Here is a 19,531-nt window from a genome sequence, read left to right as displayed (position 1 = left end):
ATCGGGGTTCAGGAGCTGCTGGTCACCGTTCCACGGGACCGCCGCCCTCTGCGTCCGCGCCGGCGGCGTCCACCGCGGGAGCCGGGGAGACCTCGTCGGACTGCTTGATGAGCGACATCTCGAACTCGAGGCTGATGCGGTCGGAGATCAGCAGGCCGCCCGAGTCCAGCGGGGTGTTCCAGGTGACGCCCCAGTCGCGGCGGTCGATGCGGCGCGTGCCCTCGAAGCCCGCGCGCAGGTTCCCAAAGGGATCGGTGTCCACGCCCACGAAGTGCAGCGGGATGCTCATCGGTCGGGTGATCCCGTGGATCGTGAGGTCGCCGCTGACGATGAAGCCGCCCTCGTCGACCTCCTCGACGCGGCTCGAGCGGAACACCATCTCCGGATGCGTCTCGACGTCGAAGAAGTCGGCGCTTCGCAGGTGCTCGTCGCGCGCCGAGCTGCGGGTGTCGATGCTGGCCATCTGCACGGTCACCTCGACGTGGGAGCGGTTGTGGTCCTCCTCGTCGAAGACGATCGTGCCGGCGACGTCGTTGAACGCGCCGCGCACCTTCGTGACCATCGCGTGGCGGGAGGAGAAGCCGATCCTCGAGTGGTCCGGGTCGACGGTCCAGGTGCCTGTGAGCTGGGAGGACATCAGCGGACCACCGTCCTCTCGGGTGCCATCGGGATCGGGCGCGACGACTCCGTCGCGTGCGCCGAGGAGGTGGTGTTCGGGTGGGGCATGGGGTGCTCCTTGGAATGGGTGCCGGTCCCGGGCGCCGGGATGCGGATGCTCGGGCGGTGGGGCGTCACGTCCCCGGGTGGGACAAAACGGACGTCCGGATTCGGACCAGGATAGACGGGAGGGGTGGATCGCGTCGATGCGGCATACCGGACGGGTGCGGCGCATCCGTGCGGAGATCAGTCCCGGGCAAGGCCGTTGATCCTCCCTCCCCGAGCGATCGAGCGCGGGGGCAGGGCCGCGTCGGGGAGTGATGCGGCATGCGGGACGGAGGCCGCGGAGAGACGCTCGGTCAGCAGGTGGACGAGCTGCTCCGGAGGCATCCGATGGGCGAACGCCCACAGCTTTCCCCCGCGCACCGTGTCGGGCGCCGTGTCGAAGGCGCCGATGGATCCGTCTCCGCGCAGGCGCGCACGCGGCGCGAGCGGGCCGTCGAGGAGGATTCCTGCCCGGGACTGCGGAAGCAGGAAAAGAGTGGATCCCTGGGACCGCCCGGTGACCGAGGCGAGGCGGCCGATGTCGGATACAGAGGTCACCCCGCGCGGCTCGATCTCCTGCCAGCGGATCGCGAACGGCAGTCGGAACGGGAAGAAGCCGCCGATCAGCAGGCCTCCTTCGCACACGACGAGCCGCTTGTCGCTCAGCAGCCACCCGGCGACGAGCGTCGCGAGCACGGGGGCCGACGCTCCGGCGACCTTGGTCCCCGCTCCCAGGTTGGGGTTCACGGACACGGCGCCCAGGATGACGACGAGGATCCCGATCCACAGCAGCCACCACCACAGGGGCCATGCCTGGTGGACCGTGCGCAGCGGACGCCCGAGCCCCGCGCGGTGGGAGACCCGGGTTGCCTTGGGGCTCACTCCTCGCCCCCGATGAACCATGCGGCGAGAGCCGACAGCTGCGCCGCATCGACGGCCCGCACCATCACCTCGGGGTCCTCCGACTCGGGATCCCCGGTCTCCATGAGCAGGACCGCATCGGGCGTCGCGTACAGGGTCAGCTGCTTGACGGCATCCGTCGTCGTGTCCAGCGACGTCAGCAGGCTGATCGCCCGGGCGTCGGCGAGCTGCTGGCTGAGCTGCCCGGCGTCGTCGAGCTCCGACAGCGGCAGCACCTCGGGCTCCGAGGCGGTCCGGGCGGCATGGTCGGGGTCCGCCAGGTGCACGATCCGAGCCGGCACGTCGGCGACGGAGAGTGAGCGGAACACATGCATGCCCGAGGCCGTGACCTCCTCCTCGAGGACACCCTCCGTGTGGACGTAGTGGTACAGACGGTGCGTCTGCAGCCCGTCGTCGCCCCGCACCTGGCGCTCCACGCCGCAGAGCACGTCGGCGGTGCGACGCAGCACGAGGCAGCCGTCGATCGCAGGGTCGACGACCCAGCGCAGTGCCGCGGGCTCCGCGTCGCCCTGCTGCGCGTCATCGGTGCCCCCTGCGCCGTCCGCGCCCTCCGCGCCGTGGACGGGGGAGAGGGACACGGCGCCGGTCGCGAGCAGCGAACGCAGGCCGGCGGCGGCCAGCAGCTCCCTGTCCGACGCATGGTCCTGCACCCAGGGCAGCTCCGTGAGCTGGCTGCGCCCCGCGCCGTCGAGGCCGATGATCTGCTCATCGCTCAGGGTGAGGATCTCGACGGGACCATCGCTCTGCCCTCGCCGGCGGAGCACCGCCAGGGCGCTGGCGACGTCGAACTCGGTGAAGTCGATCGGTCCGTCCGGCGTGCGGGCTGTGCCGACGCCGAACGGCACGTCGGCCGACGGGTCGGCGGGAGCGGATGTGCTCGAGGTCATGGTGCGATCCTAAGTGCGGGTCGTCGGGCTTCGGGTGTTCGGGGCACGGTGCGTGCGCTCGGCGCCGGATCAGAAGATCGAGCCGATCGCGTCCCCGACGCCGCCCAGGGCATCGCCGACCGCATCGGTCGTGGAATCCCAGGCATCGCCGACCGCGTCCGTCGTCGAGTTCCAGACATCGCTCGCGGTGCCGCTGATGGAATCCCAGTTCTCCACGATGGCCTTGCCCGCGTCGATCGCAATCGACGCGCCGCTGGCCACCAGGCCGACCCCGGCGACGATCGGAGCCGCGGGGCCGGTGAACGGGGCGACGACCATGAGCGTCCCGCCCAGCGTGCTCAGACCGCCGGAGGCGACGTCCCAGCCGTCGTCCGCGGTCACCATCTGATGGATGCCGGTGGCGATGTCGATGCCCGGCAGGAGCTTCGCGCCCGTCTTGCCCAGGAGCTTGGTCGCCGGTGAGTCCATGACCCCCCGGGTGATGTCGGCCAGCCGCTGCATGCCCTTGCCCTCGAGGAACTCGGTCGCGACGCGGCCGGGCTTGGCGAGCATGTTGCCGAGCTCGTCCACGTACTGGCTGTGGATCATGTCCCTGAGTGCCGTGAAGCCCGCCTTGCCCAGCTTCTGCAGATCGTTGAACAGTCGGAAGGCCTTGATGCCCTTGCTGATCTTCGACAGCGCCTTGCCGATCCCCTTGGCGCCCTCCCAGAGATCCTTGAGACCGCCGAAGAGCCCGCCGCCGTCGTCGCCGGATCCGTCGCCGCCTGCGTCCGAGGCGGCGTCCTGCTCGTCCGCCTGGCGCTCGAGGTCACCGCGACGCGTGCCGATGTCCGCCGCCGCCTGATCGATGCGACGGGACACATCCGCCCAGCGGTCGCGGAACGCGTCGCCGTCGGGGCCCACCCAGATGGCGGGGTCCGACGCGAGCGGTGCCAAGTCGTCGCGGATCTCCGTCAGGCGCCGACTGCGCTCCTGGAACGTTCTCGCGAGATCTCGCAGCTGGTCGGTGTCTGCACCCAAGAAGCTCGTCACGGATCATCCTCCGGTGTGGGGCGGGATGCGCGTTGTCGTGGAGCCCGCGCTCCGGCGAACCTACGTGGCTTCTGGCACGCACGCGATGGGGAGAAGTCCCCATCGGGCGACGGAGGAGGAGCGGGGCGCCCGATGGGACGTGGCGAGAGAGGGGCGGAGCTGGAGAGAGGCGGGCGACGATATCTCTTGACGTCAAGATAATTCCGTGGTGTCATGGTGAGCAGAAGGAAGGCAAGGCATGCCTTACCTCCTGATCGCTCATGACCGGCAGCGCTTCCGGTGCGCCGGCCCGTCCACCCCGGAAGGGAGACGCCATCCATGACCACAGACGCCGGACCCACCCGCGTCCAGCAGCTCTCCGCGTTCGTCGATCGCGCCCGCTACGAGGACCTCAGCGAGGCCGCCGCCGAGCAGCTGCGCATCCGCGTCCTGGACACCCTCGGCGTCGCGATCGGCGCCCTCGACGCGGAGCCGATGATCGCGATCCGCGAGCTCGTCGATGACCTCGGCGGCGCCCCGCGCTCGGGCCTCATCGGCGGCGGGCGCACCGCGCCCGACCGCGCCGCCTTCGTCACCAGCGGCCTCTCGCGGTACCTCGACTTCATGGACTCCTACCTCGCACCGGGGGAGACCTGCCATCCCAGCGACAACCTCGGCGCCGTGCTGGCCTGCGCCGACTCCGTCGGCGCGAGCGGGAAGGAGCTGCTCACCGCGCTCGCCGTCGCCTACCAGGTCCACACCCGGCTCTCTGACGAGGCGCCCGTGCGCGCCAAGGGCTTCGACCACACCGTCCAGGGCGCCTATGCGGCGGCCGCCGGCGCCGCGAAGGCCCTGCGCCTGCCCGCCGCGCAGATCGCCCACGCGATCGCGATCTCCGGCACCGCGAACAACGCCCTGCGCGTCACCCGCACCGGGAACCTCAGCCACTGGAAGGGCCTCGCCTACCCGCAGGTCGCCAAGGAGGGGACCTTCGCCGCGCTGCTCGCCGCGCGCGGGATCACCGGCCCGGAGGAGGTCTTCGAGGGCAACAAGGGCTTCGAGGACTCCATCGCCGGTCCCTTCTCGATCGACTGGGAGGCCGAGGACCTCGAGTCCGTGCTGCGCACGATCATCAAGAAGCACAACGCGGAGATCCACTCGCAGTCCGCGCTCGACGCCGCCCAGGACGTGCGCGCCCAGGACGGCTTCTCCGCCTCCGCGATCACGGGCGTGCGCCTGCGCACCTTCGACGTCGCCCACTCGATCATCGGCGGCGGCGAGGAGGGCGACAAGCGCACCGTGCGCACCAAGGAGGAGGCGGACCACTCCCTGCCGTGGATGCTCGCCGCGGTGCTCCTGGACGGGGAGCTCACGCCCGCGCAGTACCACCACGAGCGGATCCTCGCCGACGACGTGCAGGACCTCATGCGGCTCGTCGAGATCGTCCCGGACGACGAGCTCTCGGCGCGCTTCCCGCAGGCCATGCCCGCCGACCTCGAGGTGACGCTGGCGGACGGCACCGTCTTCCGCTCCGCAGCGGACTCCTACGAGGGCTTCCACAGCGACCCCCTGAGCTGGGGCGGAGCGCGCGAGAAGTTCGACGCGCTCGCCGCCCCCTTCGCCTCGGCCGAACTGCGCGATCGCATCGCCGGGATCGTCGAGGACCTCGAGCACCACGAGGTCGCCGACCTCATGGACGCGCTCGCCCAGGTGCGCGGCACGCGCGCCTGACCCCGTCGGCCGCGCCCGGGACCGACCCGTCGGGCCCGCGTCCCGACCGCACCACGAACACACCCGCCGCACCCGCTCCCACCCCAGGAGGAATCATGAGCAACCAGATCCCCTTCGACGTCTCGTTCAACGTCGTGCCCCGCGCGAAGCGCCCCCAGAAGCCGCGCACCGTGGGCCTCACGGAGATCCGCGCCCCCTACTACTCGACCTTCGGCACCCGCCACCTGAGCGACGTCTTCGACGTGGCGGGCCAGTGGGTCGACGGCATCAAGTGGGCCGGCGGATCCTTCGCCCTGGTCCCGCCGGAGCAGGTGCGCGCCTTCTCCGACATCGCCCACGAGAACGACTCCTACGTCTCCTCGGGCGGCTGGCTCGAGACCGTGCTGCGCTACGGCGACGACGCGGTCGACCACTACCTCAAGGAGGCGAAGGAGGTCGGCTTCGACGTCATCGAGATCTCGACGGGCTTCATCATGCTGCCCACGTCAGGGCTCGAGCGCCTGGTCGAGAAGGTCGTGAAGGCCGGGCTCAAGGCCAAGCCCGAGCTCGGCATCCAGATCGGCTCCGGCGGCGACTCCGGCGAGGCCGAGCTGGCCGCCGAGGGCGCCAAGGACATCGGCGACCTCGTGGACCGCGGCAAGCGGGCCCTCGACGCCGGTGCGGAGATCATCATGATCGAGTCCGAGGGCATCACCGAGAACGTCCGCGAGTGGAACACCGGCGCCGCCGCGTCGATCATGAACGGGCTGGGCATGGAGAACGTCATGTTCGAGGCGGCCGACGGGCCCGTCTTCGAGTGGTACGTCAAGAACTACGGCAACGAGGTCAACCTCTTCGTCGACCACTCCCAGATCCTGCAGCTCGAGGGGCTGCGCCAGAACATCTGGGGCAACAAGTCCACGTGGGGCCGGGTCATCAACCCCGCCTGAGACGGAGAAGGCGTCCACGACGGGCGCGACGCCCAGGACACGGGGGCGGGAGCGGGCGCCATGCCAGGGGCTCCCGCCCCCGTCCGCATGCGCGGACCTCACTCCCAGCAGATGCAGAACGGATGCCCCGCAGGGTCGGCCAGGACGTGGAAGCCTCCCGCCTGCTGCGGCGTCGCGGCCGGCTGGAGCATCCGAGCGCCGAGGTCCAGCACCTCCTGCAGCGCGGCCGGGGCGTCCGCGTGGTCGACGTAGAGGTCGGGATGGATCTGGATCCGCTGGCGCTCGGGACCCTGCCCCGGCCACTCGGGCGCCACGTGGTCCGGGGCGTGCTGCACGCCCAGCGCGATGCGGCCGTCGACGACGACGTCCCGCCAGTGCGCGAACGGACCCTCGTCGGGCCCGGCCTCGACCTCGCCGCCCAGGACCGCGGCCCAGAAGGCGGCCTCGGTCCCGGTGTCCGCGGCGTCCAGGACCATGAAGCTCTTCGTGATGCGCATGCTGCGATGCCTCCCGATGCGAGGGGGTCCGACGGGCCCGGACCCCGGACTCCAGCGTCCGGGACCCTCGTGCGGGGCGCAAGCGCGGAGGCGGGATCGAGATCGTGACACAAATGTGATGAGTGCGCCCGGAGAGCGCCCTCCGAGAGTGCGCGAAAAGGCCGCGCCGGTGCTGGTCAGAGCGCGTTCCGGGAGGGGGTCGGATTCACGGTCCGAAATCTGCGGACACAGCACCCGGATCCGCCGGAAATCGGACGCGACGTGCGTTCCTGGGTGTTGCGAGGTTGAGAACCGCAGGTCAGACGACCAGTATGGGACGTCGGGTCAGGGTCGGACGCAGCATCGAAGAATCGTCATTCGCGCGCTCGAGAAGGCGGAGGAATCGCTCCGAGCGCTCGCAGAACCGCGGTTCCGGAGCGATCTGCCTGTCCCTGGCCGTTCGCCGGACGTCTACACGAGGGAGTCGATAGTGCCCGTCATCTCAGCCGACGGTCTCTTCAAAGTGTTCGGGCGCCGCCCGCAGCGGGGCGTCGATGCGCTGCGCCGCGGGAGCACCCGCGACCAGCTGCGCGAGGACGGCCTCACGGCCGCCGTCATCGACGCCTCCTTCGAGGTCGAGCCCGGTGAGATCTTCGTGGTCATGGGCCTGTCCGGCTCGGGCAAGTCCACGCTCATCCGCATGGTCAACGGGCTCCTGCCCGCGACCGCCGGAAGCCTCGAGATCGGCGGCGAGAACCTGTTCACGATGTCCGCGAAGCAGGAGCGCGAGGTGCGGCGCCGGCGGATCTCCATGGTCTTCCAGCACTTCGCCCTGCTGCCGCACCGGACCGTCGGCGAGAACGCCGCCTATGGGCTCGAGGTCAGCGGCGTGAACCGCGCCGAGCGGGAGAAGAAGGCGGAGCAGGCTCTGCAGATGGTGGGCCTCGAGGGCTGGGGCGGCTACAGCCCCTCGGCGCTCTCCGGCGGCATGCAGCAGCGCGTGGGCCTCGCCCGCGCCCTCGCCGCCGGCACCGACATCCTGCTGATGGACGAGGCCTTCAGCGCTCTGGACCCGCTGATCCGCCGCGACATGCAGGACCAGCTCGTGGACCTGCAGCAGCGCCTCGAGAAGACCATCCTGTTCATCACCCACGACCTCAACGAGGCCATGCGCATCGGCGACCGCATCGCGATGATGCGCGACGGCCGCATCGTCCAGGTGGGCACGAGCGAGGAGATCCTCAACGAGCCCGCGAACGACTACGTCGCGAAGTTCATCCAGGACGTCGACCGCAGCCGCGTGCTGACCGCCGGCGCGATCCTCGAGAAGCCCGCCGAGGTGCTCGGCACCGCCCAGGGCCCGCGCACCGCCCACAAGCTCATGCGCGAGACCCAGAACCCGTGGCTCGTGGTGCTGAACCGCGACCACACGCCGGCCGGAGTCCTCTGGGAGGACGACGTCGCCGACGCCGTGAGCGCCGGGCGCGAGGACCTGCCCTGGTCGAGCGTCCACGAGATGCCCGTGGTCCGGGAGGACACCCCGATCGCCGAGCTCTTCGCGCCGTCGGCCCAGCACCTCAGCCCCCTCGTGGTGGTCGACGGCGCCGGGAAGTTCACGGGCGTCGTCCCCCGCGTCACCCTGCTGACCGCCGCGGGCGTCGCGAACGACGAGCACCGCGGGTCGCCCTCGGAGCCTCCATCACCGCCGGATGAGGAACTGACGACCGCCGCGCGCTCCGAGCACCAGGGAGGGGAGGCCCGATGAACCCCGACGAGAGCATCATCCCCGCCATCCCGATCGGCAACTGGGTCGAGTCGGCCATCGACTGGCTCACGGACAACGTCGGCTGGCTGTTCGACGCCATCAAGCTGATCTTCACGTTCCTGGTCGAGAACCTCACCCTCGCCCTCACCGGGATCGCACCGATCGCGCTGATCATCATCTGCGCCCTGCTCGCATGGGCCGTGCGCTCCTGGAAGTTCGCGATCGGCACCGTCATCATGTTCGCGCTCGTGCTGTCCATGGGGCAGTGGGTGCACATGATGGAGACCACCGCGCTGGTGCTGGTGGCGACCGTGATCGCCGTGGTGATCGCGATCCCGGTGGGCGTGCTCGCCGCGCGCAACCGCGTGGTCAGCGCGATCGTCCGGCCGATCCTGGACTTCATGCAGACGATGCCCGCCTTCGTCTACCTGATCCCCGCGGTCACCATGTTCTCCATCGGCGTGGTGCCCGGCATGGTCGCGACGATCATCTTCGCGCTGCCGCCCGGGGTGCGCATGACGGAGCTGGGCATCCGTCAGGTCGACGGCGAGACCGTCGAGGCCGGCGAGGCCTTCGGCGCCACACCCTGGCAGATCCTGCGCGGCATCCAGCTGCCGCTCGCCGTGCCCACGATCATGGCCGGCGTCAACCAGGTCATCATGCTCGCCCTCTCGATGGGCGTCATCGCCGGCATGATCGGCGCTCCCGGGCTCGGCAAGCAGGTCGTCCAGGCGATCTCGAGCCTCGACCTGCCGCTCGGCGTCGAGGCCGGACTGTCCGTCGTCTTCCTCGCCGTGTTCCTCGATCGCCTCACCGCCGCCCTGGGCACGCCGAACCAGTACGGCAGCTCCCTGATCGCGCTCGCGCGGAAGGCGCGCGGCAACCGGGCGAAGAAGTCCGCGTCGGCCGCCGCGGCGTCGTCCTCCGCGAACGCCGCGAGCGCCTCGAGCGGATCGGCGGTCGCGTCCGCATCGGCCGACTCGAACGCCTGATCCCCGTCGCATTCCACATCCCGACCGAAGGAGAGAAGCAGAGATGAACGAACGACACGTCCTCAGCACCCGCCCCCTCGCCCGCCGCAGCGCCCTCGTCGGCGGCGCGGGCCTCGTGGGACTCGGCCTCGCGGCCTGCTCCGGGAACGCCACCACTGGCGGCGACTCGGGCGACTCCGGCGACAGCGGCGGCAAGGAGATCGTCATGGGCTACGTCCCCTCGTGGACGGACGGCCTGAGCACCGCCTACCTGCTGGACAACCGGCTCACCGAGATGGGCTACTCCGTCAAGCACCAGGAGATCGAGGAGCCCGCGGCGCTGTACGCGGGGCTCGCCAAGGGCGACATCGACATCTACCCGTCGGCCTGGCCCGAGGTCACCCACAAGAAGTACATGGACAAGTACGGCGACGACATCGACGACCTCGACACGTACTACGGCAACGCGGTGCTCACCATCGCCGTCCCGAAGTACACGAAGATCGAGTCGATCGCCGACCTCAAGGGCAACGCCGACATGTTCGACGGGAAGATCATCGGCATCGAGCCCGGCGCCGGCCTCACCGGCGTGGTCAAGGACGACGCGATGCCCGCGTACGGCCTGGACAAGGAGTACGAGCTCGTCACCTCCTCGACGACCGCCATGCTCAGCGAGCTGAAGAAGGCGACCGACGCGGAGAAGGACATCGTCGTCACCCTGTGGCGTCCCTTCTGGGCCAACACGGCCTTCCCCGTGAAGGATCTCAAGGACCCCGAGGGCGCCATGGGCAAGAAGGAGGGTCTGCACTTCCTGGGGAAGAAGGACTTCGCCGACGATTTCGCGGACGCCGCGGAGTTCATCGGCGGCATCAAGCTCGACGACAAGCAGTACAACAGCCTCGAGGACCTCGTGGTCAACGAGTACGGCAAGGGCAAGGAGGCGGAGGCCGTCAAGAAGTGGCTCGAGGACAACCCCGACGTCCTGCCCGAGGTCAAGAAGAGCTGACCGAGGGGAACGCCCCGGAGGGCCCGCCGCCTCATGCGTGAGGCGGCGGGCCCTGCGCCGTCCGAACTGCCCCGCCCCGCCCCGCTACGCCCGCCCCGCCCACGAGCACGAGGTGCCTCCATGTCCGACGCCCCTGATCCCTCCTTCCCCGCCCTGCACCGCGTGCACCCGAGAGGCTGGATCAACGACCCCAACGGGATCGTGCGCACGGACGGCCGTTGGCACGTGCACTTCCAGCACAATCCGGCCGCGCCGCGGCACGGGGACATCCGCTGGGGCCACATGTCGTCCCCCGATCTGGTGAGCTGGCGCGCCGAGCCCGACAGCCTGGTCCCGCGCCCGGGCGAGGCTGACGCGGGCGGCTGCTGGAGCGGGGTCGCCCTCCTCGATCCCGCCCGTGACCACGCGCCCGCCCTCGTCTACTCGGGCGTCGACGGCGTCGGCGACGAGCACGCGCGGGTGATGCTCGCGCGCACCAGCGCGGACATGACCGAGATCCTCGAGCCCGGACACGTGGTCGCGGACGTCCCCGAGGGCCTGCGCCTGTTGGGCGTGCGCGACCCCTTCGTGTTCGGGGCCTTCGGACATCGCTATGCGGTCCAAGGTGCCGGGATCCTCGATGCCGACGGGGCGGACGGCGACGATGCCGCCCCCGCGACGCCCGCGCTGCTGCTGTACGGCTGCGACGACCTGGAGAGCTGGGAGCCGCTGGGCGCCCTGCTGACCGGGGAGGACCCGATCGCCGGGGAGATCGCGCCCGCGGAGATCTGGGAGTGCCCGCAGCTGGTGCAGGTGGACGGCGACTGGGTGCTGCTGCTCTCCCTGTGGGATCGCCGGGGCCCTGCGGAGGGGCGGACCTCCCGCACGGTGCACCTCGTCGGCGCCCTCGAGCAGGACGAGCGCGGGCTCCCGCGGTTCGTCGCCCGCGCCGGCGGGCCGATCGACTCCGGTCCCGATCTCTACGCGCCGCAGGCGGTGCAGGACCGCGAGGACGATCGCGTGCTGATGTGGGGCTGGTCCTGGGAGGGGGAGGAGCGCACCCAGGAGCAGTCCGACGCCCAGGGCTGGGCCGGGTGCCTCACCTTCCCCCGTGAGCTCGCGCTCGAGAACGACCGTCTGCTCGCGCGGGTGCCGCGGGAGATCGACGCGCTGCGCGCACGCGAGGAGCTCGTGATCGGCAACGCCGTCCAGGTCGGGGCGCCGCCGCGCCTCGAGGTGCGCGCACCCCACGGGGCGCGCGTGGAGGTGCTCGCTGCGGACGGCGCGTCTGACGAGGTCGTCGCCCTTGACGGCGCCCTGCGGATCTTCGTCGACGGCAGCCTCCTCGAGGCGATCGGGGAGCGCACCCTGCCGCACACGCGCCGCGTGCACCTCGCCGACGGCGAGCAGCTGCGGATCAGCGGCCAGGAGCTGCAGGCCTGGAGCCTGCGCATCCCCGAGTCGGAGCGCACGGCGTAGGCGGCGAAGCGCCGCGGCTCAGTCCGTGACGGAGCGCCGGGCGGCGCGGGAGACCTGGAGGGCGCCCAGCAGGCCGAGCACGAGGAACACCCCCGCGCCGATCATCGCGCTGCGCGAGCCGTCGGTGAAGAGGTCCTCCATCGAGGCGATGAGGTCGCCGGGGGCGCCCTGCGCCCGCAGGCCCTGCAGCGATCCGCCGGCGGAGTCCGCGAGGGCCTGCGCAGCCCGGGCCGTCGGCCCGCTCATGGCTTCGGAGGATCGGGCCAGGCCCGAGGCGAGCAGGGCACCGGCGACCGAGGACCCGAGCGCGGTGCCCAGCTGCCGGACGGTGGACTGGGTGGCGGATCCCTGGCCGGATTCGTCGACGGGGACATCGGACAGCACGGTGCTGGTGAGCTGCGCGGAGGCGAGCCCGAGGCCGACCCCGTAGACGACGAGGATCGCCGTCATCGCTGCGAGGGGCAGCTGCGGGGTGAGCAGGAGGACCAGGGCGAGGACACCGGCCACCTCGAGCGTCAGTCCGATGGTCACCGTGCGGGGCGCCCCGAACCGCGCCGCGACGTGCCGGGCCATGGCCCCCGAGAGGAAGGCGCCGACGGCGAGCGCCGCCATCACCAGACCGGCACCCATCGTGTCGAGTCCCCGCACGTCCACGAGGTACAGCGGCAGCGTGAACAGCAGCGCGAACTCGCCCACGGCGACGGCGGCGGCCGTGAGCGACCCCCAGGCGAAGGTGGGGAGCCGGAACAGGTCGAGATCCAGCAGCACGTCGCGTCCCCGGCGCAGCAGGCGGCGCTCCCGCAGCAGGAAGACCCCGAGCAGCACGACGCCGACCAGCAGCACGGGCGCCACCACCGAGGTCTCCGCGGGTCCGCTGATGCTCGCGCCGAACACCATGAGCGGTTTCTCCTCGGTCAGCCAGCCGAGGTCCGGCCCTTCGATGATGCCGAAGACGAGGAGACCGAGGGCCAGACCGCTCAGCAGCGCCCCGAACAGATCGGGCACGCCCGCGCGGCGCGGAGCGGCGTCGGCCGCGGGCGCGGATGCGGGGGACGAGACCGCGGGGGAGGAGGCGCGCGTGTTCGCGACCCACAGGCCGGCGCCGATCAGCACGAGGGCGCCCAGCGGGAGGTTCACGAAGAACACCCAGCGCCAGCTCGCCGACGAGGACAGCCATCCGCCCAGCAGCGGGCCGAGCGCCGCCGCGCCTGACATGACCGCGCCCCACACGCCGAACGCCGCCGCGCGCTCCCTGCCGCGGAACGTCGCGTTCACGGTCGAGAGGGTCGAGGGCATGATCATCGCGCCGCCGATGCCCTGGACGAAGCGGGCGGCGATGAGGGCGCCGCCGTTGCCGGCCAGCCCGGCGACGGCCGAGGCGAGCGCGAACACGACCACGCCCACCACCAGCATCGTGCGCCGACCGAGGCGATCCCCGAGCCGTCCCGAGGGGAGCAGGAGCGCGGCGAACACCACGGAGTACAGCGAGTTCACCCACTGCGCATCGCTGATGTCCAGTCCCAGGTCGCCGATGATCGCGGGCAGGGCGATCGTGACGATCGAGCCGTCCAGCACGATCAGCGCGAGCGCGAGGGCCAGCACGCCCAGGGCCCTCCAGCGGCGCGGATCGGGAGAGGGGGCCGGGGTGGAAGGTGCATCGGACGGACTGAACTGACGCTGTGTCATAACAATGATGGTAGTCGCGCCGTGGATGTGGTTCAAGAGCGATGTGACGTGTTGTCAGAAAGGTCCATCGAAAGGTGGAGCGCCGTGCTCTCCGTGGCGCTGCCGGTAGCCTCGCGAGCATGAGGATCGAACTCGTGCTCGGGGCCGGATCCGCCTACGGGCTCGCGCATCTGGGCGTGCTGCGGGCGCTGCGCGAACGCGGTCACGAGATCGTGCGCCTGCACGGCTGCTCGATGGGGGCGCTCGTCGCCGGCGCGGTCGCGGCCGGGAGCGTGCGCACGCTCGAGGGACTCGCAGATCGGGCCGGTCCGCTGGACGCCCTGCGGTTGGTCGACCCGCCGGCGCGCGGCGCAGGGGTCGTGGGCGGTCGACGGATCGAGCGGCTGCTCGACGAGCTCTACGGCGACCGCCGCATCGAGGACCTGGACCTGCCGCTGCGCGTGGTCGCGACCGACGTGACCACCTGGCTGCCGGTCGCCTTCGAGAGCGGGGAGCTGCGCGCGGCGGTGCGCGCCTCGATCGGCGTGCCCGCCCTGCTGCCGCCCATCGAGATCGACGGTCGTGTGCTCGCCGACGGCACCCTCGTCCAGCCGCTGCCGATCCCCGACCGGCCCGACCCCGAGGCGCAGACGCTGCTCGCCGTGAGCGTGCTGGGCCCGCCGCCCACGCACCCGTGGGAGGCCGGCGTGCCGCGGCGGCGCACGGCCCGGTACGTCATGGACTCCCTGAGCATCGCCCAGCACGGCATCGAGCTCGCGGTGCTCGCCGCCCATCCCGAGGCGACGCTGCTGCAGCTGCCCGCGGGGGACGGCGCCTCGGCGCTCTCGTTCCATCGGGCGGGACGCATCGCCGCGCGCGGCCACCTGATCGCCCGGGAGCAGCTGCCTGCCCTCGGGCTCTGAGGGACCGCGGCCCTCGGCGGCCTCGAGGGCAGGTCGTCCTCAGGAGCGGCGACCGGTGTCCGGTGCCGCCACCACGGTCGGCCGATGCAGGTGGAGGCGGGGCACCGTCCGGCACAGGCGCTCGCACACGGCGTCGACGGCGGGGACGCCGACCATCCCCACCCAGAGGGCGCGATCGCCCACGGCGGGGTCCTCGGGCACGAGCCACTCGTCGGCGAAGGCGCTGAGTGCCGCGGCGGCGCGCTCGCCGCGCGGCAGGGCCGGGCCGGGTCGGGGCTGGGAGGCCTCGGGGAGGCCCAGGGAACGGGCGGCCGAGGGATGCGCGCCGCGCGCTCCCCACAGCGACTCGGCCGAGAAGGGCACGAGACGCGGCAGCACCGTGAGCATCATGCGGCCGGGGAGATCGAGCGGAGGGCGCCGGGCACGCGAGAGCTCGAGGACCACCGCGCCGCCCACATCCTCGTGCAGATGCTGGCACATCGTGAAGATGAGCCCCAGATCATGCTCGTCGCCGAGGATCAGGCAGCGGTCCGGCAGGTGCTCCACGTCAGTCCTTGCACTCGTGCTCCCCGGCGCCGATGACGGCCCGCCGGGCTGGTGGGCAGGGCGTGCGCCCTGCGGTGACGTCACCGTAGCCAGGTCTCCAGCAATTTCGCAAAGCCGAGCTTGCGGAAATGGACACGCGTCCGTGATGACGGGACGTCGGTCCCGGTCACGCATGGGCCCCGCGCGGTAGCGTCGAGGCGTGAACGCCTCCGATCCCGCCACCGATCCCGCCTCCGGCTCCTCTCCCGTCACTTCCCTCGAACTCCTCGCGGACGAGCTGCTCGACGCCGCGGCCTCGGCGCACAGCGGCCGCGCCGGCCGCCCCTTCCACGGCATCGATGCGCATGCCGATGGCGGGGCAGCGCACGGAGCCGGACGCCCGGGCGTGCTCACGCAGATCGTCCTCGCCCTCACCGAGGGGTCGCGGCTCTCGGATCATGAGAACCCCGGGGAGGCGACCCTGCAGACCCTCCGGGGACGGGTGCGGGTGCGGGCAGGGGAGCGCACGTTCGAGCTCTCGGCCGGGGAGTTGCTGGTGATCCCGCAGGAGCGCCACGATCTCGTGGCCCTCGAGGACGCCGTGGTGATCCTGACGATCGCCCGTCACGCCGTGGCCGGGCAGGAGAAGCGGGCATGAGCGCGCTCGCCGTGGTCCTCGCCCTGACCTTCGTGTGGATCGGGCTGATCGTCGGACTCTCCTTCATCGAGGCGCCCGTGAAGTTCCAGGCGCCGGGGGTCACACTCGCCGTGGGCCTCGGGATCGGCCGGCTCGTCTTCCGGGTGCTGCACGCCGTGCAGATCGCGATCGTCGTGGTGGTGGTGGTCTGCCTGGTGGTCGGGGCCGGCGCGGGCATCCCTGCGCCCGCCGTGGCGGGACTCGTGCTCGCGATCCTCACGCTCATCGGCCAGCTTGCCGTGGTCCAGCCTCGCCTGACCCGCCGCTCGAACGCCGTGCTCGCGGGCGAGGACGCTCCGCGATCACGCGCCCACCATGCCTACGTCGCCCTCGAGCTGCTGAAGCTCGTGGGCCTCCTGGTCGGCGGCATCGCCCTGCTCGCGCACCTGGTCGCGCTGTCCGGCTGAACCGAGCGACCGGCCTCCGCCCGGACGGTGTCGCGCCGGAAAAGCGCTCGCGCCCTTCGAGGTGCTGCCCGCAGACTGGTGGCGAGCATCGGGCACGGAGCGGCATCGAGGTCTTCCGCAGATGTCCCGCGTCTTGACCGGTCCGCGCTGCTCGGGCATCAGCCCTTCGGGGCTCGGGGTTCGACTCCCCAGACACAAGGTCGTCGCCGGCTGCGGGTTCGCCGCGGAGCGGACCAGCGGCCCGGGGCCGATCCTGTGCACGCCGGTGCGCCGGCCTCGGCGGGGGACGCCCCGGGGCCCCGTCCCTCCGCGTCCGCGCCCGGCGACGACCGCACACACTCAGCCTCAGCATGGACTCCAGGAGGGACGCGACATGATCCTCAGCCGACGCCGCAGCGCCTCGGCGGCCTTCGCCTTCGCGGACGAGGGCTCCGCCACGTGGGAGCGGGCTGCGCTGCTCTCGCCCGTCGCCGTGCCCGGCAGCGCTGTGGTGCGCGCCCGCGGGGAGCGGCTCGAGAAGATCTCGCGCCGCGAGGTCGCCCGCCCTGCGGACCGGTTCCGCCAGGTCGACCTGCGCCGGCGCCAGCTCGTGCTGAGCCCGCAGTCGATCCCCGCCGCCGAGGGCATCGACGTGCACGTCACGGCCGTCGTCACCGTGCGGGTGGGCGATCCTGTCGCCTTCGCCGCGGCCGCCGAGGATCCCGACGCCGAGGTCTACCTCGCGGTGCAGATCGCGCTGCGCGACGCCGTCGCCGCGGTCCCCCTGGACGACGTCCTGCAGCGCCGCGTGGACCTCGACGGCGTGCGCCGCGCCGCGAGCGCGGCCGCCGCTGGGGTGGGGCTCGAGCTGGTCGCGGTGGTCCTCAAGGACGCCTCGGCCCCGCGCCAGGTCGCTCTCGCGCGCGAGGAGGAGCAGGTCGTCCAGATCACCTCCCGCACCGCGATGGAGCGTGCCCGTGCCGAGGTCAAGGCCACCCGCGCCCGCCTCGCCGCCGCGCAGATGCTCGAACGGAGCCCGATCCTGGCCGGCGTGCGACTGCTCGAGGCACTTCCTGCCGGCGCGACTCTCACGGTCGACGCCGGGACGCTGCCGGGCCTGAGAGGCACGGTGAGCGGGACAGGCACGGGCGACGACGCCTGAGGCGACAGCAGGCGCTGGACATGACGACGGCCCGGACACCAGGGTGTCCGGGCCGTCGGATGTCGGCCGTCCCGCTCGCGGTCGTTCAGGCCGCGAGGGGATCAGGCGTCGATCGCGGAGCGATCACTCCTCGTCGGAGACCGCCGGGGTGCGCGCGCCGAGCTCGGCGTCCAGGCGCAGGATGCCCGAGCCGTCGTCGCCCACGCGCTTCACGCGGCCGATGATCTCGGAGACGGTCGACTCCTCCTCGATCTGCTCGTCGATGAACCACTGAAGCAGCGGCACCGAGTCGAGGTCGCCCTCCTTGTCGGCCGAGCGGTAGAGCTCGCGGATCGACTCGGAGACCTTCTCCTCGTGGGCGAGGGCCGCCTCGAAGATCGCCAGCACCGAGAGGCCGGGAGCGACCTCGGGGGCGGCGATGGTGCCGATCTGGGCGTGGTTGCCGCGGTCGGAGACGTGGGCGATGAACTTGTTGGCGTGGACCAGCTCCTCCTCGGCCTGGGCCTGGAGCCAGGCGGCGATGCCGGGGAGGTCCTGCTCGTCCGCCTCGACGGCGAGCTGACGGTAGGTGGCGAATGCGGCGAGCTCCAGGGTGATCTGGGCCTGGAACTTCTTCTCGAGATCAGTGCTCATCTTCATGGAGCTGACACTAGCCGCCCGATCCGTCGTTGTCAGCCATGGAAAGGGTCTACTACCGGGGCGTTCAGCCTCCCTTCCTCGAGGCGTCGTCGGACCTCACTGAGGAATCCCTGGCCTCATCCGGCACCGCCGACGGGAGGGCCGGAGTCGTCAGCTGCCGGCGGACGCTCAGCCGCCGTCGGAGGCTGAGCCACCGTCGGACGACGCAGACGAGGACTTCTCGCCGAACAGGGCCTGGCCGAACATCGTCTCGCCCTCGGCCACGCCGGGCAGGATCGCGAACAGGCCGCTCGCGACGTGCTGGAGGTACTCGGAGAGGGCGTCCTGCTTGGTCATCCGATCGAGGATCGGGTAGAAGCCCGTGCGCGGATCGCGCACGAACGCCTCGAAGAACAGACCCGCATCGAGCCGGCCCAGCGAGTCGCTGCCGTCGGTGTAGTTGTAGCCGCGGCGCAGCATGCGCGCGCCGTCGTTCTGGTCGGGGGAGACCATGCGGATGTGGGCGTCGACCGGGATCAGCGGCGAGGCGGATCCGCCGGCCGCGAGATCCGGGTCGGTGAACTCCTGCGATGACGACGTCGGGTCGGCGACCGACAGCGGCGCGCCGTAGCGCTTGTCGCGGCCGATGATGTCCTCCTGCTCGAGCAGGCGCAGGCGGTCCCACACCTCGAGCTCCATGCGGATCTTGCGGATCATCAGGTAGGTGCCGCCGCGCAGCCAGTCCGCGCCGTCGTCGTCCGATCCGACCCACAGATGCTCGGCCAGCTCCTGCGCGCCGTCCTCGGCCTTCATGTTCGAGGTGCCGTCCTTGAAGCCGAAGAGGTTCCGGGGCGTCTCCTGCTGGGTCGAGGTCGAGGAGGTGCGGCCGTAGCCGATCTGCGTCCAGCGCAGCGCGGCCGTGCCGAAGGCCAGACGCGTGAGGTTGCGGATCGCGTGCATCGCGACCTGTGCGTCGTCGGCGCAGGCCTGCACCACGAGGTCCCCGTCGGACTGGGCCTCGCGCAGCGCGTCTCCCGTGAACCGCGGCACGCCCTGCGTGAGCACCTCGGTCGCGCGCGAGGCGAGGCCGAAGCGGTCCCTGCCGTCCTCGTCGCGGAAGAGCGAGGGGCCGACGCCCACCGTGAACGTCAGCGAGCTGGGCGGGTACCCCCAGGCCTCGCCCGTGTCGCGCGGGGCGGCCTGACGGTTGGCGAGCGGCTGCCCGCCCACGAGCTCGCCCGCGCACATCTGCTCGCTCGCCACCTGCCAGGTGCTCATGAGCTCGCGCAGGTCCGCGAGGCTCGTCGCGGAGACGTCGTAGGCGGCGGTGAACATGTAGTCCTGCGCGGGCGTGACGATGCCCTGCTGATGCTCCCCGCGGAAGGGGTAGGAGGTCTGCAGGGGATCGGGCGCCGCCTCGGGAGCGGGCGCGGCGGCCCGTCCGCCCGAGTAGCCCAGCAGCCCGCCCGCGACCAGCCCCGCCCCGGCCGCGCCGAACAGCCCCCGTCGGCCGAGGCCCCCGCGCCGGGTCCCGCCGGCCGACGCGGCGGACCCGCCGGCACTCCCGGACTCGGGTGACGCAGCATCTGGCGCCGCGGCGTCGGTCGACGGGGTGTCGGCCGACGCGGGGTCGGTGCTGCCAGGAGCGTCGGGCGCGGGGCTGTCGTCGCGGGTCATGGGCCTCTTCGAAAGGGAGCG

General features: G+C 71.8%; 19 protein-coding genes. 10 read left to right on the top strand and 9 right to left on the bottom strand.

Features of this window, described 5'->3' with window-relative positions; translation table 11 throughout:
• Nucleotides 1-22: 22 nt before the first annotated feature.
• The 4 genes from Bra3105_RS05930 to Bra3105_RS05915 form a co-directional block, all read right to left on the bottom strand.
• Nucleotides 23-637 (bottom strand): YceI family protein, encoded by a 615-nt coding sequence (locus Bra3105_RS05930; protein WP_228358994.1) that lies wholly within the window; start codon nucleotides 635-637, stop codon nucleotides 23-25.
• A 266-nt stretch (nucleotides 638-903) separates the two neighbouring features.
• Entirely contained in the window at nucleotides 904-1,584 is a 681-nt protein-coding gene (locus Bra3105_RS05925; protein WP_228358993.1) for a hypothetical protein, read from the bottom strand.
• Nucleotides 1,581-2,510 (bottom strand): hypothetical protein, encoded by a 930-nt coding sequence (locus Bra3105_RS05920; protein WP_228358992.1) that lies wholly within the window; start codon nucleotides 2,508-2,510, stop codon nucleotides 1,581-1,583. The genes Bra3105_RS05925 and Bra3105_RS05920 overlap by 4 nt, the downstream gene beginning before the upstream one ends.
• A 69-nt stretch (nucleotides 2,511-2,579) precedes the next feature.
• A complete protein-coding gene (locus Bra3105_RS05915; protein ID WP_228358991.1) occupies nucleotides 2,580-3,542 on the bottom strand; it encodes a WXG100 family type VII secretion target in 963 nt (320 codons plus the stop codon).
• A gap of 318 nt (nucleotides 3,543-3,860) precedes the next feature.
• Here Bra3105_RS05915 and Bra3105_RS05910 point away from each other — a divergent pair, with 318 nt between their 5' ends.
• Both Bra3105_RS05910 and Bra3105_RS05905 read left to right on the top strand, forming a co-directional pair.
• On the top strand, nucleotides 3,861-5,252 hold the full coding sequence (locus Bra3105_RS05910) for an MmgE/PrpD family protein (RefSeq protein WP_228358990.1): 1,392 nt from the start codon (nucleotides 3,861-3,863) through the stop codon (nucleotides 5,250-5,252).
• Between the two features lie 95 nt (nucleotides 5,253-5,347).
• Nucleotides 5,348-6,181 (top strand): phosphosulfolactate synthase, encoded by an 834-nt coding sequence (locus Bra3105_RS05905; protein WP_228358989.1) that lies wholly within the window; start codon nucleotides 5,348-5,350, stop codon nucleotides 6,179-6,181.
• 98 nt (nucleotides 6,182-6,279) lie between these two features.
• Here Bra3105_RS05905 and Bra3105_RS05900 read toward each other — a convergent pair whose 3' ends face one another.
• A complete protein-coding gene (locus Bra3105_RS05900) occupies nucleotides 6,280-6,678 on the bottom strand; it encodes a VOC family protein (RefSeq protein ID WP_228358988.1) in 399 nt (132 codons plus the stop codon).
• 469 nt (nucleotides 6,679-7,147) lie between these two features.
• Here Bra3105_RS05900 and Bra3105_RS05895 point away from each other — a divergent pair, with 469 nt between their 5' ends.
• The 4 genes from Bra3105_RS05895 (at nucleotide 7,148) to Bra3105_RS05880 (ending at nucleotide 11,857) form a co-directional block, all read left to right on the top strand.
• Nucleotides 7,148-8,422, top strand: coding sequence for a quaternary amine ABC transporter ATP-binding protein (locus tag Bra3105_RS05895; protein ID WP_228358987.1), 1,275 nt, complete (start codon nucleotides 7,148-7,150; stop codon nucleotides 8,420-8,422).
• A complete protein-coding gene (locus tag Bra3105_RS05890) occupies nucleotides 8,419-9,414 on the top strand; it encodes an ABC transporter permease (protein WP_228358986.1) in 996 nt (331 codons plus the stop codon). The genes Bra3105_RS05895 and Bra3105_RS05890 overlap by 4 nt, the downstream gene beginning before the upstream one ends.
• A 43-nt stretch (nucleotides 9,415-9,457) precedes the next feature.
• Complete coding sequence (locus Bra3105_RS05885; RefSeq protein ID WP_228358985.1) at nucleotides 9,458-10,399, top strand: glycine betaine ABC transporter substrate-binding protein; 942 nt, start codon at nucleotides 9,458-9,460, stop codon at nucleotides 10,397-10,399.
• A gap of 120 nt (nucleotides 10,400-10,519) precedes the next feature.
• Nucleotides 10,520-11,857 (top strand): glycoside hydrolase family 32 protein, encoded by a 1,338-nt coding sequence (locus Bra3105_RS05880; RefSeq protein ID WP_228358984.1) that lies wholly within the window; start codon nucleotides 10,520-10,522, stop codon nucleotides 11,855-11,857.
• Nucleotides 11,858-11,875: 18 nt separating this feature from the next.
• Here Bra3105_RS05880 and Bra3105_RS05875 read toward each other — a convergent pair whose 3' ends face one another.
• Nucleotides 11,876-13,543 (bottom strand): MFS transporter, encoded by a 1,668-nt coding sequence (locus Bra3105_RS05875; protein ID WP_228358983.1) that lies wholly within the window; start codon nucleotides 13,541-13,543, stop codon nucleotides 11,876-11,878.
• Between the two features lie 119 nt (nucleotides 13,544-13,662).
• Here Bra3105_RS05875 and Bra3105_RS05870 point away from each other — a divergent pair, with 119 nt between their 5' ends.
• Complete coding sequence (locus Bra3105_RS05870; RefSeq protein WP_228358982.1) at nucleotides 13,663-14,445, top strand: patatin-like phospholipase family protein; 783 nt, start codon at nucleotides 13,663-13,665, stop codon at nucleotides 14,443-14,445.
• A 39-nt stretch (nucleotides 14,446-14,484) separates the two neighbouring features.
• Here the strand turns inward: Bra3105_RS05870 and Bra3105_RS05865 are convergent, their stop codons facing one another.
• Nucleotides 14,485-14,991, bottom strand: a complete 507-nt coding sequence (locus tag Bra3105_RS05865; RefSeq protein ID WP_228358981.1) for a hypothetical protein — start codon at nucleotides 14,989-14,991, stop codon at nucleotides 14,485-14,487.
• A gap of 199 nt (nucleotides 14,992-15,190) precedes the next feature.
• Between Bra3105_RS05865 and Bra3105_RS05860 the strand changes: the two genes are divergently transcribed.
• The 3 genes from Bra3105_RS05860 to Bra3105_RS05850 all read left to right on the top strand — a co-directional run bounded on the left by Bra3105_RS05860 (nucleotide 15,191) and on the right by Bra3105_RS05850 (nucleotide 17,215).
• Nucleotides 15,191-15,628, top strand: coding sequence for a cupin domain-containing protein (locus Bra3105_RS05860; RefSeq protein ID WP_228358980.1), 438 nt, complete (start codon nucleotides 15,191-15,193; stop codon nucleotides 15,626-15,628).
• Entirely contained in the window at nucleotides 15,625-16,074 is a 450-nt protein-coding gene (locus Bra3105_RS05855; RefSeq protein WP_228358979.1) for a hypothetical protein, read from the top strand. The genes Bra3105_RS05860 and Bra3105_RS05855 overlap by 4 nt, the downstream gene beginning before the upstream one ends.
• 373 nt (nucleotides 16,075-16,447) lie before the next feature.
• The gene (locus tag Bra3105_RS05850; protein ID WP_228358978.1) at nucleotides 16,448-17,215 is read left to right on the top strand and encodes an SPFH domain-containing protein; all 768 of its coding nucleotides are present in this window, start codon (nucleotides 16,448-16,450) and stop codon (nucleotides 17,213-17,215) included.
• Nucleotides 17,216-17,338: 123 nt separating this feature from the next.
• Here the strand turns inward: Bra3105_RS05850 and Bra3105_RS05845 are convergent, their stop codons facing one another.
• Together Bra3105_RS05845 and Bra3105_RS05840 are read right to left on the bottom strand one after the other, a co-directional pair.
• The gene (locus tag Bra3105_RS05845) at nucleotides 17,339-17,854 is read right to left on the bottom strand and encodes a ferritin (RefSeq protein ID WP_152352089.1); all 516 of its coding nucleotides are present in this window, start codon (nucleotides 17,852-17,854) and stop codon (nucleotides 17,339-17,341) included.
• Between the two features lie 168 nt (nucleotides 17,855-18,022).
• Complete coding sequence (locus Bra3105_RS05840; RefSeq protein WP_228358977.1) at nucleotides 18,023-19,510, bottom strand: Dyp-type peroxidase; 1,488 nt, start codon at nucleotides 19,508-19,510, stop codon at nucleotides 18,023-18,025.
• Nucleotides 19,511-19,531 lie beyond the last annotated feature (21 nt).

Source organism: Brachybacterium halotolerans subsp. kimchii, assembly GCF_020792675.1.
Taxonomy (GTDB): Bacteria; Actinomycetota; Actinomycetes; order Actinomycetales; family Dermabacteraceae; genus Brachybacterium; species Brachybacterium halotolerans.
Note: the sequence above shows the minus strand (reverse complement) of the source record. Positions and strands in the feature narration are given on the sequence as shown.

Bases quoted from the DNA above. Each gene is read 5' to 3' on its own strand.
- Bra3105_RS05880 (WP_228358984.1), top strand. From the start codon at position 10,520: ATGTCCGACGCCCCTGATCCCTCCTTCCCCGCCCTGCACCGCGTGCAC.
- Bra3105_RS05920 (WP_228358992.1), bottom strand. From the start codon at position 2,510: ATGACCTCGAGCACATCCGCTCCCGCCGACCCGTCGGCCGACGTGCCG.
- Bra3105_RS05840 (WP_228358977.1), bottom strand. From the start codon at position 19,510: ATGACCCGCGACGACAGCCCCGCGCCCGACGCTCCTGGCAGCACCGAC.
- Bra3105_RS05845 (WP_152352089.1), bottom strand. From the start codon at position 17,854: ATGAAGATGAGCACTGATCTCGAGAAGAAGTTCCAGGCCCAGATCACC.
- Bra3105_RS05890 (WP_228358986.1), top strand. From the start codon at position 8,419: ATGAACCCCGACGAGAGCATCATCCCCGCCATCCCGATCGGCAACTGG.
- Bra3105_RS05855 (WP_228358979.1), top strand. From the start codon at position 15,625: ATGAGCGCGCTCGCCGTGGTCCTCGCCCTGACCTTCGTGTGGATCGGG.
- Bra3105_RS05875 (WP_228358983.1), bottom strand. From the start codon at position 13,543: ATGACACAGCGTCAGTTCAGTCCGTCCGATGCACCTTCCACCCCGGCC.
- Bra3105_RS05900 (WP_228358988.1), bottom strand. From the start codon at position 6,678: ATGCGCATCACGAAGAGCTTCATGGTCCTGGACGCCGCGGACACCGGG.
- Bra3105_RS05885 (WP_228358985.1), top strand. From the start codon at position 9,458: ATGAACGAACGACACGTCCTCAGCACCCGCCCCCTCGCCCGCCGCAGC.
- Bra3105_RS05870 (WP_228358982.1), top strand. From the start codon at position 13,663: ATGAGGATCGAACTCGTGCTCGGGGCCGGATCCGCCTACGGGCTCGCG.
- Bra3105_RS05930 (WP_228358994.1), bottom strand. From the start codon at position 637: ATGTCCTCCCAGCTCACAGGCACCTGGACCGTCGACCCGGACCACTCG.
- Bra3105_RS05905 (WP_228358989.1), top strand. From the start codon at position 5,348: ATGAGCAACCAGATCCCCTTCGACGTCTCGTTCAACGTCGTGCCCCGC.
- Bra3105_RS05910 (WP_228358990.1), top strand. From the start codon at position 3,861: ATGACCACAGACGCCGGACCCACCCGCGTCCAGCAGCTCTCCGCGTTC.
- Bra3105_RS05850 (WP_228358978.1), top strand. From the start codon at position 16,448: ATGATCCTCAGCCGACGCCGCAGCGCCTCGGCGGCCTTCGCCTTCGCG.